We start from the raw sequence: 17,088 nt of genomic DNA on the forward strand, positions 1-17,088 counted from the left end.
TTTTATACTGATTTACATCATGATATTTATAACATTTAGCACAATTAAGTAATTTTTTGATTGTATTTAATATAATAATTGATAAAATATAACAATTTAATGAAAAAATCAGCAGTTATTTTTTAGTAAAATCATATTAATCACATTTTATATCATCTTATATTTTAATATTTATCAATAAACTGAATAATCAATTATATAAATCATAAAAATCACTCAAAATTCAAAGTAAAAATCAAATATTACATTAAATTAAATATATTTATCCTAAACAAACAGCAACTAATTTGAAAAACAAAAAATATGGAGAAAAATAATTAAGAAAATATAAAAAAAGCCTTGCCGGGAGGTCGCATTCCCAAACAAGGCCAAGTAGTTTTATCGCTTTAACAACTCAAAAACTAATCAAATGTATAAAAATCAATTAAATCAACGTATAGTTGCGTTAATTCTATTGTTTTCGTCATGCTTTTTAACCAAAAAGTTAAATGCGCAAATAATAAGTGCGGCTTCCCCGCCAACTTATGCCGATGCAAATACCAATAGAAAGACCAACCCCTCCTTATTAGATGAGACCACAACCGTAAAGCCTGCAGCAACAGACACCACCTGGAAACCCATAAGACGTCTTTGGGGATACGCATTTGGCGATTTTTACTATAATGCCCATGCCGACGCCGGCAACCGGGGCGCAGAAACCAATTATAACGGTGTACCTACCTACAGGAACGCGTTCCAGTTCAGGCGCATCTATTTAGGATATGACTATGATATTGACCGTAAGTTTTCTGTAGAGCTTATACTTGCGTCAGAGCCCAATGCCAATACCGCCGTATCCGGCACCACGATTGTATCCAATGGCGATAACCTGGCCGACAACAAAATGGCCTTCTATATTAAAATAATAAACTTACGATGGAAGAACATCTTTAAGGGAACAGATTTTGTAATTGGCCAAATGTGGACCCCCGGCTGGCCCTTGTTAACCGAAAAAATATGGGGGTACCGCTTTATAGAAAAAACAGTTGCCGATGTTCACAGAAACAATCCTTATGATTTTGGCGCAGCTTTACAGGGAACCTTTGACCCGGCCACTAAAAACTTTGGATATAATGTAATGGTTGGTGATAATACCCAGGCCAGCTTACTATCTGCCGCGAATGCCAACACGGGCTTTTTTAAAGCATTTTATGGTGATGTGTATGCTAAATTCCTGGATCAAAAATTAATTTTCGACCTGTATGCAGATTACATGCAAACCGCAAGCAGTGCAGGAACCATTGGCCAGCAGGCCCGTAATATGGTTAAAGGATTTGCAGCATACACTACGCCAAAAATCACTTTTGGCGTTGAGGCATATACACAGCAAATAAAAAATGGTGTAACCAATAAAACCGCCGCTTCTGTTGCAAATGCAACGGTGAACGCCATCTCGGTTTATACCCATGGCGCAATAACTAAGGATAAGCTTGGCTTTTTTGCCCGGTATGATGGCTACAATCCAGACAATAGCTTTAACGCGGCGGATATTTACACCATCAATACTAACCTACCGGCATATAGCCCATACACAAAAGAGCATTTTGTTACAGCCGGTTTAGATTTTACACCAAACAAAAGCGTGCATTTTGCACCCAACATCTGGTTCATACAATATAAGGATCAGCGCGATCCATCCACAACCGGTTACATACCTGATAGCCACGTATTAGTTTACAGGGCAACTTTCTTTTACACTTTTGGAAAATGATCTTAAAGGAAAAAATCATGAAAAATCAACTTACCAAACTCAACATATTTTCATTAAAAGGTGTGCAAATGCGCACTTTCCATACCACCTGGCTTATGTTCTTTGTGTGCTTTTTCGGATGGTTTGGCCTGGCACCGCTGATGCCTACCATCCGTGCCGAACTGCACTTAACGAAGGCTCAGGTTGGCAATACCATCATCGCCTCTGTAGCGGCAACTATTATAGCCCGACTGCTAATAGGCAAGCTTTGCGATACCTGGGGGCCGCGTAAAACCGCTATCAGGCTATTACTCATCGGCTCAATGCCAGTGTTCCTGGTGGGATTGGCACATGATTACACATCGTTCCTATTGTTTCGCCTCGCGATAGGTGTGATCGGGGCATCGTTTGTAATTACCCAGTTCCATACATCCATGATGTTTGCCCCTAACATTAAAGGCACGGCAAACGCGGTAACCGGCGGCTGGGGCAACCTGGGCGGCGGGGTAACCAATATGGTTATGCCTTTAATATTCGCGATCATAGTGGGCTTTGGCTATACCAAGGCCGAGGCCTGGCGCTATGCCATGATCGTTCCTGGTGTAATGATGCTGATCATAGCGTTCTTGTATTTTAAATATACCAAAGACACCCCTGAAGGTAACTACGACGAGATAGGCTACACCAAAGCACAAGCCACAAAAACAGACTGGTCGGTACTGGCCGACTGGCGTATCTTGGCACTCACCATGGCCTACGCTATGTGCTTTGGTATGGAACTGACTTTTGATAACGTTGCATCATTACACTTTGTAGATACATTTCATCTTAACCAAAGCGCTGCCGGTTTCTGGGCAGGCGTATTTGGTTTTATGAATTTGTTTGCCCGTGCATTAGGCGGTATAGCATCAGACAAAGTGGGTAAAAAATTCGGCATGCGCGGTAAGGGCCTATTACTTGCCGGAGTATTATTATTAGAAGGATGTGGCTTGATATTGTTCGCGCAGGCAGGTTCATTGTTTATGGCCATTACCTGTATGTTAACCTTTGCGTTATTCTTAAAAATGTCAAATGGTGCTACGTACGGCATAGTGCCTTTTGTTAATGCAAAAAATGTGGGGCTGGTAAGCGGCATTGTTGGCGCAGGCGGTAATTTGGGCGGCATGCTGTTTGGTTTCCTGTTCAAATCAACTTCTATTACCTACGTACAGGCTTTTACTTATATAGGTTATACAGTGATGGTGGTTTCAGTAATTGTGCTGATCACCCGTTTTCAGAAACAGCCTGCAGTTGATGAGAAATTAGAAAGCAGCAAACTGGCCGGGGCCTTATAATCGGTTAAGACATGTCAAAACCAAGGCACGCCACCAACCAACTAAGCACCACCTGCTGTTATTGCGGGGTTGGTTGTGGTGTGCTTTTGCACAAAGAAAAAAATGGTTCGGTAACCCTTGAAGGCAATAAAGATCACCCTGTAAATAAGGGCGCGCTTTGCAGTAAGGGTCTTAACCTGCACCATACCGTTAATGACAAAACCGACAGACTGCTTTACCCGCAAATGCGGTATAACAAAAGCATGCCCATGCAGCGTGTTAGCTGGGACGATGCGCTTGACCGCACCGCTGCGGTCTTTAAAACATTTATTGATAAGTATGGACCGGATTCGGTAGCGTTTTATGCATCCGGGCAATGCCTCACCGAGGAGTATTATGTGATCAATAAACTCATGAAAGGGTTTATCGGCAGTAATAACATCGATACTAACTCGCGTTTATGCATGAGCAGTGCGGTTGCCGCCTATAAGCTGGCTTTAGGTGAGGATAGCGTACCGCTTTGTTATGAAGATATTGAGCTGGCCGATTGCTTTTACGTAACCGGTGCCAACCCGGCCTGGTGCCATCCTATTTTATGGCGACGCGTTGAGGCACACAAGGCCGCCAACCCAAACGTAAAAATAATTGTAGTTGATCCGCGTGTTACCGACACCGTTAGCGTTGCCGACCTGTACCTGCAATTAAACCCGGGCACGGATATTACCCTTAACCATGCTATTGGCCGTGTGCTGATCGAGAACGGGGATATCGACCTTGATTTTACAACCAACCATGCCGAAGGCTTTGACGCTTACAGCAAACTGGTATTTGAAAAATCAGTGAGCGAAGCCGCGGAGATCTGTGGTGTTAACGAGGCGGATATTCGCCTTGCGGCAAAATATATAGGCGAGGCAAAGGGCTATATCGCCATGTGGACCATGGGCCTGAACCAAAGTGCCATAGGCGTAAATAAAAACCTGAGCCTGATCAACCTTAACCTGATTACCGGGCATATCGGTAAACCGGGATCAGGGCCATTATCACTAACCGGTCAACCCAACGCCATGGGCGGCCGCGAAGTTGGCGGATTGGCCAATTTATTGCCTGCTCACCGCGATCTGGGTAACCCGCAACACCGCGAGGAGGTACAAAAGTTTTGGGGCGGCACTACCATCAGCCCAAAGCCGGGCCTGTCTGCCACAGAAATGTTTGCCGCTTTAAATGACGGAAGGTTAAAGGCGATATGGATCCTCTGCACCAACCCCCTAACCAGTATGCCCAATGTGCGCTTGGTTGAGGATGCTTTAAAGAAAGCCAAATTTGTTGTGGTGCAAGAGATCACCAATAAATCTGAAAGCCTGGCTTTTGCCGATGTGATACTGCCTGCCGCTGCCTGGGCCGAGAAGGAAGGCACCATGACCAATTCAGAGCGCCGTATCAGCTACCTTAACAAAGTACTTGACGCGCCGGGCGAGGCTTTGCCTGACGCCGAGATTATTTGTCGCTTCGCGCGAAAAATGGGTTACAAAGGGTTCGATTTTGAAAACAATGCCGCCATTTACGCCGAACATGCGCGCCTAACGGCTAAAACCAATATCGACATCAGCGGCTTAAGTTATGAACTGTTAAAGGAGCATAAAACGGTGCAGTGGCCCTACAAAAAGAAGAGCCCGCCTAAAGGCACGCCCCGCTTATTTACCGACAGGAAGTTTTATACCCCTTCGCAAAAAGCGATCATCCACCCGGTGCCGGATACGCTTACCAGCGAAAAGCCCGATACCGATTTTCCATTTATCCTTACTACCGGCCGTATCCGCGACCAGTGGCATACCATGAGTAAAACCGGCAAGGTAAATAAGCTTAACCAGCATTATGCCCAGTCGTTTTTAGAGATAAACCCGGTTGATGCAGGCAGGTTAAATATCAATGAAGGCGATGTCACCGTGATCACGTCAAAACGTGGGTCGGTACAGGTAAAGGCTAAAATATCGCCCCAAATAAAACAGGGTGTTGTGTTTTTACCCATGCATTGGGGCAAGATACTGGGGAATGACCTTAACCGCGCCAATAATATTACCAGTGATAAGATAGACCCGATATCAAAGGAACCCGATTTCAAATTCTGCGCGGTAAATGTGGTTAAGTTTAAAAAGCCTTTTCAGCGTATTGTGGTTATTGGCGCAGGTGCCGGTGCCTACGGTTTTGTTAAATCATACCGAGAACTTAACCAGGATGATGAGATCACCATCTTCAGTAAAGAAAACTATCCGTTCTATAACCGGGTAATGCTGCCCGACTACATCAGTGGCGAGCAGCAATGGGAGCAGCTGGTAAAGATGAAGGATGAGGAAGAACCTGAATATAAAATAAAGATGCTGCGCGGCGTAAGCATTGAAAAGATAGACCGCGAAAACAAGCAGGTGTTAGATTCGAGAGGTGTTAAAAACTCTTACGATGTTTTGTTGATAGCCACGGGCAGCAGGGCCGCGATACCCAGGCACGTGCCCTCGCTCCCTGGCATTTTTACCATGCGTAACCGTAACGACGCGGATAGCTTTAAAAAGCACATCCCGCCGGATGGGCATGTAGTTATTGTGGGTGGCGGCTTATTAGGGCTGGAGATGGCTGCATCTTTACGCGAGATAGGTAAAAAAGTGACCATCATACAGCGTACCTCGCGTTTCCTGAACCGCCAATTGGATGCATTGGGCAGCCAACTGCTGCACGAAGAAATGGTTGATCAGGGTTGCGACATTTATTATGACGACGAGATCCAATTGTTTTACGGTCGATCAAAACTGACCGGCATAGGCCTGAAAAGCGGTCGCAAAATTAACTGTGATGCCATGATACTGGCCATTGGCACTACGCCCAATCATGAGATAGCCAAAGCCTGCGGGCTGGAATCCCGGCGCGGGGTAATTGTTAATGAGCGTTTACAAACCAGCGACCCTGATATTTATGCCATTGGCGAAATAGCCGAGTTTGAAGGTACACTATACGGTATTACCGCCGCCGCAGAGCAACAAGCCCATGTGGTGGCTACCTACATGAACGGCGATATAGCCAGTTATTACAAGGGTAGCCTGTTTATGAATATCATTAAGATCCACGGGTTTGACCTCTGCAGTATAGGCCTGTCTGAATGCCCTGATGATGTTAACTATGAAGAGGTAGTATTTACTGACAAAGCCAAACGGTACTACAAGAAATGCATTATACACCAGGACAGGCTTGTAGGCGCCATACTGATAGGCGACAAAAGCGAGTTCCTCGAATTTCGGGACCTGATAGCCAACAAAACAGAACTGAGCGACAAACGCCTGCAACTGCTGCGCAGCGGCAATAAAGCCGACCCGGTTTTGGGCAAACTGGTTTGCAGTTGTAACAACGTAGGCAGCGAGAATATCCGCAAGAAAATAGAAGACGGCAGCCATAACCTGAAAGATTTATGTGCAAACAGCGGTGCGGGTATGGGCTGCGGATCATGCCGTCCCGAGGTAAAACGGTTACTGGAAGAAGCATTGGATAATATGGCTAAAGCAGTTTAATGATGGCGCACCTAATAAAGATCAATTTGCCGGGGGGCTTTGTGTCAGCCGGCGACCTGTATGAGATCCTGCTGATAGCGGAGAGCGCCGGCGCTGCACACATCCGGTTCGGCAACAGGCAGCAGTTGTATTTTACCATTACCGATGACCGGTTGGAGGACCTGGAACTGGATATGCTGAAATCAGAGATCAGCTATGAAGTTGATGAAGACCGGCACCCCAACATTATCAGCTCGTACGTGGCAGACACCATCTTTAATCACCAGGAAGGCTGGCTGCGCGAAGGAGTTTACAAGGATATTTTCGACCAGTTTGATCATCAGCCGCAGTTAAAGGTAAACCTGGTTGACGCTAACCAAACGTTTGTTTCTTTTTTTAGCGGCAACATTAACTTTATCGCATCAAGCACTAATAATTACTGGTTCACGTATATCCGTTTTCCAAAGACGGACCAGTTATACTGTCTCCCGGTATTGGTTTATTCGGAAGATATCCCGGCTTTGGCTAAAGCGGCCGAGGGTGTGATCTTGCGGGCAAAGGAACTGTTTTACAACAGGCTGGATATAGACGAAGACCTGTTTTATAACACTTTGCTGAAGGAAGTAAACGTTGCCTTTAAACCGGTGATCGAACCTTTAAAACTCCCCGATTTTTACCTGCCCTATTACGAGGGTTTTAATAAGTACAGCAACAAATACTGGCTGGGCGTTTACCGCCGCGACGAATTGTTTTCGCTGAGATTTTTAAAAGACGCTTGCCTGCTGTGTTTAAATACGCGGATAGGGCAGATCTATACTACACCCTGGAAATCTATCATCATTAAAGGTATTGAACAGGCCGACCGTAACCAATGGGGGGCTATATTAAGCAAGCACCGCCTTAACGTGCGCCACGCGGCCAACGAGCTTAACTGGCAGATAGAAGATATCTGCAGCGAGGGACTGGAATTAAAGCAACAATTGGTGCGCCGGTTTGAAGATGCCGACCTGCGCACTTACCAGCTTTCCTTCGCCATTAAAACGCAGCCCAAAACCGGTTTGCAGGCATCAGTTATATTGAAAAAGCGCGCGGCGGGTTTATATGATATTTCGCATACGCGCGATTTCAACCCTAACCTTAAAGATGAAGTTATATACAAAAAAAGTGTTAAACCCCGCGATCTGGGGAAGTGCTTAATCACATTATGTGATCAGTTTTTTGACGGTAAAAGCAATTTATTGCCTGCAATTGCATTGCCTGATGATCCCGCCGTACAGGAAAAAGCGGTTATTTATCAATGCAACTGTTGCCTTACCCGTTACGATAAAACTTATGGCGACCCGGCAAATAACATAGATCAGGGCACCGATTTTGAAACCCTGAAAGATTACACCTGCCCCGTATGTGATGCGCCAATGGCCGAGTTTAGCCTTGTGTAAATTCAGAATCTATTTGCCCTAATGTAACGTTTTGTTTCACGTGAGTGTGAAACAGATGAAACAAGCGAAACAAAATTTTGAGATAAAATACTGTAAATAAACTAATTAAGAAAAATTAGTGAAACAAAATGAAACAATATCACTGATCAATCTGATTCCCACTCTTTGTTATTAGGGTTGTTATAGTAACGTTTATCGATACCTGTGAACAAGCTTTTGGAATAGATAGCGCCTGCCAAAATTATAAGGATACCACATGTGCCTATTGTATTATTCAACCAGTCAATTGGTGCAACACTAATTATTGCTAAGGAAAACATAACAACTCCAATTATTATAAAAATCAAAGTAATTATTTTTCGATGGAACTTAGTCATGTATGCCGTATAACACTAATATACAAATGTTTGAATTATGCTCTTTGCAAGTTGGCATCCCAAAATCTATTTCGAATATTTATCTCGCCACGCAGATTGCTCCTCAGGCGACAAAAACGTCCAGGCAATAATGCGCGAGTTTTTTTGCCCGTGCGCCATATTGATGGTGCGTACATCTGTTGCCTTTACCCAGCGCAGGGTGCTGTAGGTGGTTGGCAGCGTATCTTTTTTTGATACCAGCGAGGTAAACCATAATACCTGCTTACCAAATTTGGCGCTTTCTTCTATCATCCGGCGTAAAAAACCGGCCTCGCCGCCTTTTGTCCACAATTCATTTTTCTGGCCGCCGAAATTAAGCAGCGTTGGTTTGGTCATCACACCCAGCTTTTTCCATTTGGTGGCAGTTACTTCTTTGGCATCTTTAAATGAAGCATGGAAAGGCGGGTTGCATATGGTTAGGTCATAGTGTTCGCCGGGTTTAATAATACCGTCAAATATTTTACCCCAATCATGCTGCATTTTGAGTTGAATGCGGCTTTGAAATTCTTTGTTGGCAGACAGTATCTTATTGGCATTCTGTAAAGCGGCCTGGTCAATGTCCGATCCGGTAAATTTCCAGTTGTACACACTGTTACCTATAAGCGGATACACCAGGTTGGCCCCAACACCAATATCAAGCACTTCAATTTGGTTGCCTTTAGGTATCTCGCCACTGTTAGTTTCAGCCAGCAGATCGGCCACGTAATGTAGATAGTCAGCACGGCCGGGAATTGGGGGGCATAAGTAGCCTTCGGGTATATCCCAGTCGCGCACCCCGTAATACTGCCTTAGTAAAGCTTTGTTTAATGTTTTTACCGCCAGCGGATCACTAAAGTCTATCGACTCTGTATCATATTCGTTTAAGCCGACAAACTCTTTCAGTTCGGGCGTAGCTTTGGTTAGCTGTTTAAAATTATAACCGTCGCGATGGTTGTTACGGGGATGCATGTTATCTTTCGGGGCGGGCTTCTCTGGCGTCATTTTGCGAAGGTCGGCATTATTAATTAAAAATAGCGATGTGTGATTTTTAGTTGATTTGTTTTACCTTGTGTTGTTAAACCTTACACCTATGTACAAATCCTTGCCGGCGATTATTTTATGTTTTTTACTTGCTTCATGCAGACAAAAAGAAAAATTTGATGAGAGCAGGTATCGAATTGTGTTTAAAGAATGGAATTGGGCTAAAATAGACCTGAAATCACAAACACTAACCGCTAACTTTTACGATTTAAAATCTATTGATACCCTTGATTTTACACCGCTTGAAAAGCAAAAAATATCCAGATCATTCAGTGAAAGTGATTTAGCTGATTTAAAAGGAACTTTTAAATATGAACCCTATACTACTATTGAGCCGCCCTTTTATACTACAATCGAAATTTTTAAAGACGGTAAGCTTAGTTCAATGTTAAAAATCAATAACCAATGTAACCGATCTGATCCAAACATCTTAGTTTTTGGTCAAGGATATAGGGCAATTCAATTTCGTGATGTTATTAACAACATATTAAAAAAGAATAGAAAATACATAAAAGCCCATGAGCTATACTTGAAATATCTAAACGACCATCATATAAGTTATCTTTAATTGTTGCAACTATTAAACCTTCCCGTCCTTATATGCCTTTTGATACACCTGCGGTGTTTTACCGGTAACCTTTTTAAAAAACTCGTGGAAGCACGAAAAGCTGTTAAAGCCGCTTTCATAACAAACCTCTTTAATGCTTATTTTATTGGAGATTAATAGTTTGCAGGCATAACCCACGCGGATCTCGGTAATAAAATCTGAGTAGGTTTTACCCGTATGGTTTTTAAAGAACCGGCAAAACGAATTAGAGGTCATGCCTGCAATTTCAGCAATCTCGCTTTGCTTTATCTTTTTCTGAAAGTTATTGAACGAATAATTATAGATGGCGTTAATGCGCTTGTTCTCTGATTCGGGGAAATCATATTTAAAACCGATGGACGACAACAGACGCGGTTCTTCGCAAAGCGCTATTTCAGATAAACAGGTAATTAAGGCTATAATTTGATTGATACCTTCTGCCCGGTATATATTTTCTACCAGGTTGCTGATCCTTGCGGCTACTACCCCCTTAAACAATACGCCCCTTTTCGCTCTTTCTAACAAAGCTTTTATGTGCCGGGTTTCGGGCAGGTGCAAAAATCGTTCGCCAACAAAGTTTTCAAAGAAATGGATAACGGTAGAATATGCCCCTGTGCTTTCCTGGTCATGGTAATAAACATCATCATACTTCCAGAAATGGGGCAGGTTACAGCCTACCAACACCACATCCCCCGGTTCAAACTGCGATATATGGTCGCCCACAAACTGTGTTCCAGACCCTTTATGAAAATGGATCAGCTCAATTTCGGGATGATAATGCCACCTGTTATTGATATTGGGCATCATTTCCTTACGCACGCCAAAAGAATGGTCGGGCGTGTAAGGTATTTTAAGCAGCTGGGGTTTCATAATTACTCACAATTTAACCTTATTGTTTGATATAAAGGTAAAATACCGCAATAAACGGATACTTTTTTTATCCTCCAATATTTAAAAACGCTTTTATTTGATTAACCAATTAATTACGCTTAACAACAAACGGGATCAAAAAACTAACCACACCATTATGAAGCTATACTTAAAGCTAATTTTAACCGGGGCCGCCGCAGTAAGCCTTTCGACCGCAAAAGCGCAGGATCTGCCCATTAACCCCGGACCCTACAAACCCACCGAAGAATCACTGAAACAATACAAATACCCTGAATGGTTCAGAGATGCCAAGTTTGGCATCTGGGCGCATTGGGGACCGCAGGCCGTACCACGCCAGGGCGACTGGTATGCTCGTAACATGTATGAGCAAGGCAGCCGCCAAAACCTTTGGCACGTGGCCCATTACGGCCCGCCGTCAAAATTTGGCTATAAGGACATCATCCCGATGTGGAAAGCTGAGAAATGGGATCCTGAAAAGCTGATGGCGCTTTATAAAAAAGCCGGCGCTAAATACTTTGTAAGTATGGGTACCCACCACGATAATTTCTTTTTGTGGAAATCAAAACTGCATAAATGGAACGCATACAACATGGGGCCGCATAAAGATGTAGTAGGCACATGGCAAAAAGCGGCTCAAAAAGAAGGGCTTAAATTTGGCGTGTCTGAACATTTGGGCGCCAGCTATACCTGGTTCCAAACCGCGCACAGAGCTGATAAAACCGGCGATTTAAAAGACGTTCCTTATGATGGAAACGACCCTCAATATGCCGACCTGTACCATCCAAAAGCCGCACCTGATGATCACGACTGGCTAAGCAAAAACCCGGAATGGGCCAAAGAGTGGTATGGCGAGATCAAAGAACTGGTTGACAATTACCACCCCGACCTGCTTTATTCTGATAGCGGTTTTCCGTTTGGCGAGGTGGGCCGCAGCATGGTTGCCAATTTTTACAACGGCAACATCGCACATAACAATGGCCAGTTAACCGCTATTTACAACTGTAAGCAAACATCAAACGGTACCTGGGTTGAAGATCTGGAGCGTGGTGTACAGGACAACATCAACCAATATCCATGGCAAACAGATACCTCAATAGGCGATTGGTTTTACCAAACCGGGCAAAAATATAAAACCGGTACCGAGGTGATCCAGATGCTGGTTGATATTGTGAGCAAAAACGGCAACCTGCTGATCAACATCGTTCAAACCCCTGAGGGTGACCTTGAACCTGATGTGTTGAAGATAGTACAGGAAATTGCCGACTGGATGCCTGCAAACGGTAAAGGTATTTACGGAACACGTCCGTGGAAGATCTATGGCGAGGGACCATCAACCATTAAAGAAAACCTGCAAAAAGGGCCATTTTCCGGGATAAGCGATACCCGCCCTTACCAACCAACTGATATCCGTTTTACTACCAAAGGCAATAACCTGTACGCGTTTTGCATGGAGCCGCCACAATCTGAGATCCGCATTACTTCATTAGGTAAAAACTCAAAACTTAATGATAAAAAGATAACCGGCGTATCAATGCTGGGCAGCACCCAAAAACTAAAATGGGTACAGGAAGACGACGCGCTGGTAATTACCAAACCGGCAAACATACCCAACTGGAACGTTGTAGGCTTAGAGATAGCCATGAAGTAGTTTATAGTTAGCCCTGATATATTTTAAACTTGAAGAGCCCGTTAATTAGCGGGCTCTTTTTTTTCTTCTGCCGGTGGATCTTTAGGCTTTTCGGGATGCAGATGGGGCATATGCTGTAGTTTTTCACGCATCCAGTGTGTAAGCTTATGGTGCATGGGCACTAATACAGAGGCCAGCGCTACAAGTATGACCAGTTCGAGCAATGGCAGGTGGTTGCTTATGCGCAGCACAAACGGGTGGATAAACAGGTTAATAAACTCGAACGTAAGCAGTAATGAAAGCACGCTCATAAAATCGATCACCTTACGATGGGTGCGGCTTTTGTTAAGCAACAATATCATCAGGAAAAAGAAAGGTATAAATATGGCAATCCCTATCAGCTGCAGGTTAATGATCCTTGTTTCTTCTTCATGATGCTTTTCTTCGGCAATTTCTTCCTGCCGGGCCGCCTCGTTAAAGCTCAGCTTTTGGATCTGCTTAACTTTTTCGGCATTGAACATGCTGTCTTTAGCCGCCAGGGCAATCTTTAAGTAAAAGAGTTCAAAATGATCGTCCTTGCCCTGGTAAACGTTGGTAAGCAGGTTGCTGGCGTTATAAATACCTTCGGGATACATGGCGGCCTTTGCCGCGTTTAATCCTTTGGTAGCATAGTAGATACTTGAATCGGCCATGCCTTTATGCTTATACAGTTTACCTATGCTGTTGTAAGTGTCGGAAACTCCGCTTTGGTCGTTATTTTTTAAGGCCAGGTTTATGCTTACGCGATAATAATCAAGCGCTAACGCTTCATGCCCCAAACTATAATTAATATCGCCAAGAATAGATAACGTATTGGGCAAAGTGCTGACATCATTGATAGTTTGCTGGATGCCATAGGACTGCATGACATAATAAAGCGCGGAGTCGACCTTGTTTAGTTTGATATAGCAGTTACCAATGTTTGAAAGGATAATGCCGAGCCGTCGTTTTTCATGTAACTGCTCAGCAAGTGTTTTAGCCCTGAAATGGTAAGACAACGCCTTTGTATTATCCATCTCGTCGGAATACACGATTCCGATATCGCTTAAACTTTTCAGCATACCCAGGCGGTCATTGGCCTCCTCCCTGATGGCTAATGATCCCAATAAAAATGAAAGCGCGCGGTCATATTTACCATTTTTCCATAGTACCACACCAAGCCGGTTCATGCAATCGGCTTCGCCCCTTTTTAAAGAATGCTTCCTTGACAGATCAAGCCCCTGCTGGGCATAGATCAAAGCACTATCCGGCCGCATAGCCTGCGACAGGCGGCTTAACTGCAACAACAAGTCAACACCTGTAGTATCGTTTTCATGCTGCGCAAACTGAGCTTTTAATTGAGGGATGGTGATTTTTTGGGCAACCGCAATCGTCGTAATAAAAATCACCAGGTATACACTAACAATCCCTTTAAGCATACAGGTTAGTACGTATTAAGCCCTTACAGGACTATGTAAAATCTATTTTAAACTAAAACAATAACGGCGAATTAGTTTTGCGTTGCCGTTGTGTCGCTGGTATCGTCAGACGATGGCGGGTTGATTATTTCTTCGGCGCTGTTTGCAGCTTCTGAATCTGATTTACCCATAGAAATGTTTTTGTCAGGCACCGCTGCTGTAGCGGTTGCTGTACGCCCCATAGAAACATTTTTGTCAAGCGTAGTTTTTGAAGTAGCCATGGTTATAATTTTTGTGGGTTAAATAAGGGTTAATTAGCTTAAATGTACACAATATATATACCTGATAGCTAATAATTTATAAAATATTTCCTTGAAAGAAATTTAATAACACAGCCGTTGAAATGAATAACTAATAAACTACCCGGCATCCCAATTTAACACACGTAAATCCAGCTTTATAAAATATCAAAAAGTACAAAAAAAACTGCAACGCGTATACTAAACACACAGCAAATGGATTGTACATTAGCTATTATAAACCAATTATGCTAATTTCCGTTCGTAGTTAATCCGAAACGGATCATGACATTCGGGGCCAAACCAATAAACGTTTATGAAAATTAATTTTTTAAGATTTTTATGCTTCGCGATTTTCACATCGTTTATTCTGGCGCGTCCCTTCATCCTGCAGGCGCAGGTCAATAAATATCCGCCGGTATCAGGCCATGCAACAGGCGCGACGGTGGCACTCTCACCCGATCCTATTGTCCGTATGAGATGGGCAAACACGACCGCTGCAGACGGCCTGGAAAGCTACCCGCTGCGCCCGGTTAAGTGGACCGTTTCTGATCCGCGGAGCTTTAACATGCAGCAGTTTAAATCTAAAAACAGTATTGAAGTGACCGGGAAAGGCGAGATCCGTTTTGATTTTGGCCAAATCAATGCCGGCTGGCTGGAATTTGATTCGGACGATCTTACTGACAGCGTTACCATGAGCATCAGCGAGTACAATGAACCCGCCATTGTAAACACCGGCGCGGTCCATCCTGTAAAGACATTACCGCCCGTAAAATACGGACATACCTACCGTTTAGAGTTAAGCCCCGATCTTTATGAAGGTGTACGCTTCGGCTGGATCCATGTGTTGTCGCATCAAAAAAAATGGCATATCAAAAACCTGCGCCTGGTTTGCCAGATAAAACCTGTTAACTACAACGGGAGTTTTTCATGCAGCGACCCTGAATTAACTAAAATTTGGTATACCGGGGCCTACACCGTAAAGTTGAACCTGCAGAAAGATTACTTCGGGGCGATACTGATGGAGCGAAGCGACCGCTTTTCGTGGACGGGCGATGCTTACCCCTCGCAAGCCGCGTCGATGGTGGCGTTTGGTAATTATGATTTTGTAAAAAAGAACTTGGTAAACACCTCTAAATTAGATAATGGCATTGCCAGCTACGCGCTTTACTGGGTGCTGAGTGTTATTGATTATGTTAACTATACAGGCGACATTACTTTTTTAAAGGGTTACACAGATAATGCCGCGCAAAAGTTAGACAACGCCTACAAAAACTTTGACAACCCCAACAATCTTGGCTTTTACGGCTGGGACGAGCGTTTAGGTGCAGGTTTTGAAAACCCTACTAACCCTGAAACACGGCACGCTTATACCATGCTTGCCATAAGAGCCTGGCTTGAGTTTGGCAACCTGCTAAAACAAACCGACGACGAAAAGCTGGCCGATAAATACTTGCAGTATACCCAAACTAAAATGGATGAGGAAAGAAAAAAAGGCACCTGGCTAAATGATTTTGGCCTCCATGCTTCGGCAGACGCGATCAATACAACACTTACCACAGCACAGGAAAACACAACATTTTATAAACAGAATTATACCGACAGAGTAAACCGTATATCTTACTCGCCTTTTAATAATTATTTTATCATTGGCGCTTTGGGTAAAATGGATAAGTACGACGATGCGATAAGCGCGATAAAAGATTGCTGGGGCGGGCAAATCAACTATGGCGGCACCACGTTTTTTGAAGTGTACCGCCCAAGCTGGAACCAGATCCTCGGTAAAAACGACGCGCCTGTAAATAACCAATGCGGCTACACCAGCCTAACCCACCCCTGGAGCGCCGGTGTTGTAAAGTGGTTGTCTGAAGAACTGTTGGGTATAAAACCGACCTCGCCGGGGTTCAAGACATTTCAGATCGTTCCGCATTTAAGTGGTGGCCTTACATCTGTAAAAGGCGCAACCCCTACTTTATCCGGGAATATTTCTGCGGATTTTAATGAGCTATCAGGCATTTCTACGATTACCATACCTCAAGGTACCGTAGCCGAAAAAGTTGCTATCCCCACAGGTAAAAATGCAGTTGATAAGATCAGCCTGAATGGCGTGATAGTATGGAGTAATAATGCAGCTACCGGGAATAGATCTTTTACCCAGCATATTGAAAACGGCTATATCGTTTTTGAACATTTAAAACCCGGCAAATATAATTTCAAGGTTACTTACAAATCTGCATTTAAACGGTCTATAGCAAAGCAATTGCCCTGGAAATATGTCATCAATCAATTTAAACAGGATAGCCTGACTGGTGGCAAATGGACCGGTAAATACGGCACTGAGGGCTATATGTTGTTTAACTATTTCAAAGCCGGTAAGCACCTGCAAAAACTGCCCGCTTATGTTGATTCGGTGGTACTAACACGCGGTAAAAATGTTTATGCTGATCTGCCCGCCGCCAACAGTACATTAACAGATACCGCAGGCTTAAACAAACCTTTAGGTGCCATTGCAACGCAAGACCCGATGGCCTGCCTGCAAACCATGACGATGGATCTTCATGCCTCGGACAACTCGGTGCACCAGATGGCTTTATATTTTTTAGATTGGGACAATAAACAACGACGATCGGCTATTGAGATCTTTGACCTGAAAACTAAAAATCTGCTGGCGCCTGTACAATTGGTAAAAAATTATACAGGCGGTAAATACGTAATTTTTAATTATTCGGGCAGCATCCGCATCAGGATCAACCAGGTAAGGGGCGAAAACGCGGCCGTAAGCGGCATCTTTTTTAAATAAGA

The 17,088-nt window shown here is 43.8% G+C and carries 11 protein-coding genes; 7 read left to right on the plus strand and 4 right to left on the minus strand.

Translation table 11 applies throughout. The annotated features are described in order from the left end of the window. Positions 1-409 precede the first annotated feature (409 nt). From FO440_RS03310 to FO440_RS03325, 4 genes are read left to right on the plus strand one after another with little or no spacing between them, the layout of a single operon-like run. Positions 410-1,750 (plus strand): hypothetical protein, encoded by a 1,341-nt coding sequence (locus FO440_RS03310; protein WP_144246800.1) that lies wholly within the window; start codon positions 410-412, stop codon positions 1,748-1,750. 17 nt (positions 1,751-1,767) lie between these two features. Continuing rightward, complete coding sequence (locus tag FO440_RS03315) at positions 1,768-3,063, plus strand: MFS transporter (protein ID WP_144246801.1); 1,296 nt, start codon at positions 1,768-1,770, stop codon at positions 3,061-3,063. 11 nt (positions 3,064-3,074) lie between these two features. Continuing rightward, entirely contained in the window at positions 3,075-6,593 is a 3,519-nt protein-coding gene (locus FO440_RS03320) for a nitrate reductase (RefSeq protein WP_144246802.1), read from the plus strand. Beyond that, positions 6,593-8,011, plus strand: coding sequence for a rubredoxin domain-containing protein (locus FO440_RS03325; RefSeq protein ID WP_144246803.1), 1,419 nt, complete (start codon positions 6,593-6,595; stop codon positions 8,009-8,011). Before FO440_RS03320 ends, FO440_RS03325 begins: the two co-directional genes overlap by 1 nt. Before the next feature lie 443 nt (positions 8,012-8,454). Here the strand turns inward: FO440_RS03325 and rlmF are convergent, their stop codons facing one another. Beyond that, positions 8,455-9,408, minus strand: a complete 954-nt coding sequence (gene rlmF / locus FO440_RS03330; RefSeq protein ID WP_144246804.1) for a 23S rRNA (adenine(1618)-N(6))-methyltransferase RlmF — start codon at positions 9,406-9,408, stop codon at positions 8,455-8,457. An 88-nt stretch (positions 9,409-9,496) separates the two neighbouring features. Here rlmF and FO440_RS03335 point away from each other — a divergent pair, with 88 nt between their 5' ends. Next, a complete protein-coding gene (locus FO440_RS03335) occupies positions 9,497-10,015 on the plus strand; it encodes a hypothetical protein (protein WP_144246805.1) in 519 nt (172 codons plus the stop codon). A gap of 12 nt (positions 10,016-10,027) precedes the next feature. On the opposite strand, the gene FO440_RS03340 is transcribed toward FO440_RS03335, so the two are convergent. After that, positions 10,028-10,903 (minus strand): AraC family transcriptional regulator, encoded by an 876-nt coding sequence (locus tag FO440_RS03340; RefSeq protein ID WP_144246806.1) that lies wholly within the window; start codon positions 10,901-10,903, stop codon positions 10,028-10,030. A 157-nt stretch (positions 10,904-11,060) separates the two neighbouring features. Between FO440_RS03340 and FO440_RS03345 the strand changes: the two genes are divergently transcribed. Further along, positions 11,061-12,572, plus strand: coding sequence for an alpha-L-fucosidase (locus tag FO440_RS03345; RefSeq protein WP_144246807.1), 1,512 nt, complete (start codon positions 11,061-11,063; stop codon positions 12,570-12,572). 41 nt (positions 12,573-12,613) lie between these two features. On the opposite strand, the gene FO440_RS03350 is transcribed toward FO440_RS03345, so the two are convergent. Next, entirely contained in the window at positions 12,614-14,008 is a 1,395-nt protein-coding gene (locus FO440_RS03350) for a tetratricopeptide repeat protein (protein ID WP_144246808.1), read from the minus strand. A gap of 71 nt (positions 14,009-14,079) precedes the next feature. Continuing rightward, a complete protein-coding gene (locus FO440_RS03355) occupies positions 14,080-14,268 on the minus strand; it encodes a hypothetical protein (protein WP_144246809.1) in 189 nt (62 codons plus the stop codon). Between the two features lie 334 nt (positions 14,269-14,602). On the opposite strand from FO440_RS03355, the gene FO440_RS03360 reads away from it, so the two are divergent. Continuing rightward, complete coding sequence (locus FO440_RS03360; protein WP_144246810.1) at positions 14,603-17,086, plus strand: alpha-L-rhamnosidase C-terminal domain-containing protein; 2,484 nt, start codon at positions 14,603-14,605, stop codon at positions 17,084-17,086. Positions 17,087-17,088 lie beyond the last annotated feature (2 nt).

Source organism: Mucilaginibacter corticis (assembly GCF_007558865.1).
Taxonomy (GTDB): Bacteria; Bacteroidota; Bacteroidia; order Sphingobacteriales; family Sphingobacteriaceae; genus Mucilaginibacter; species Mucilaginibacter corticis.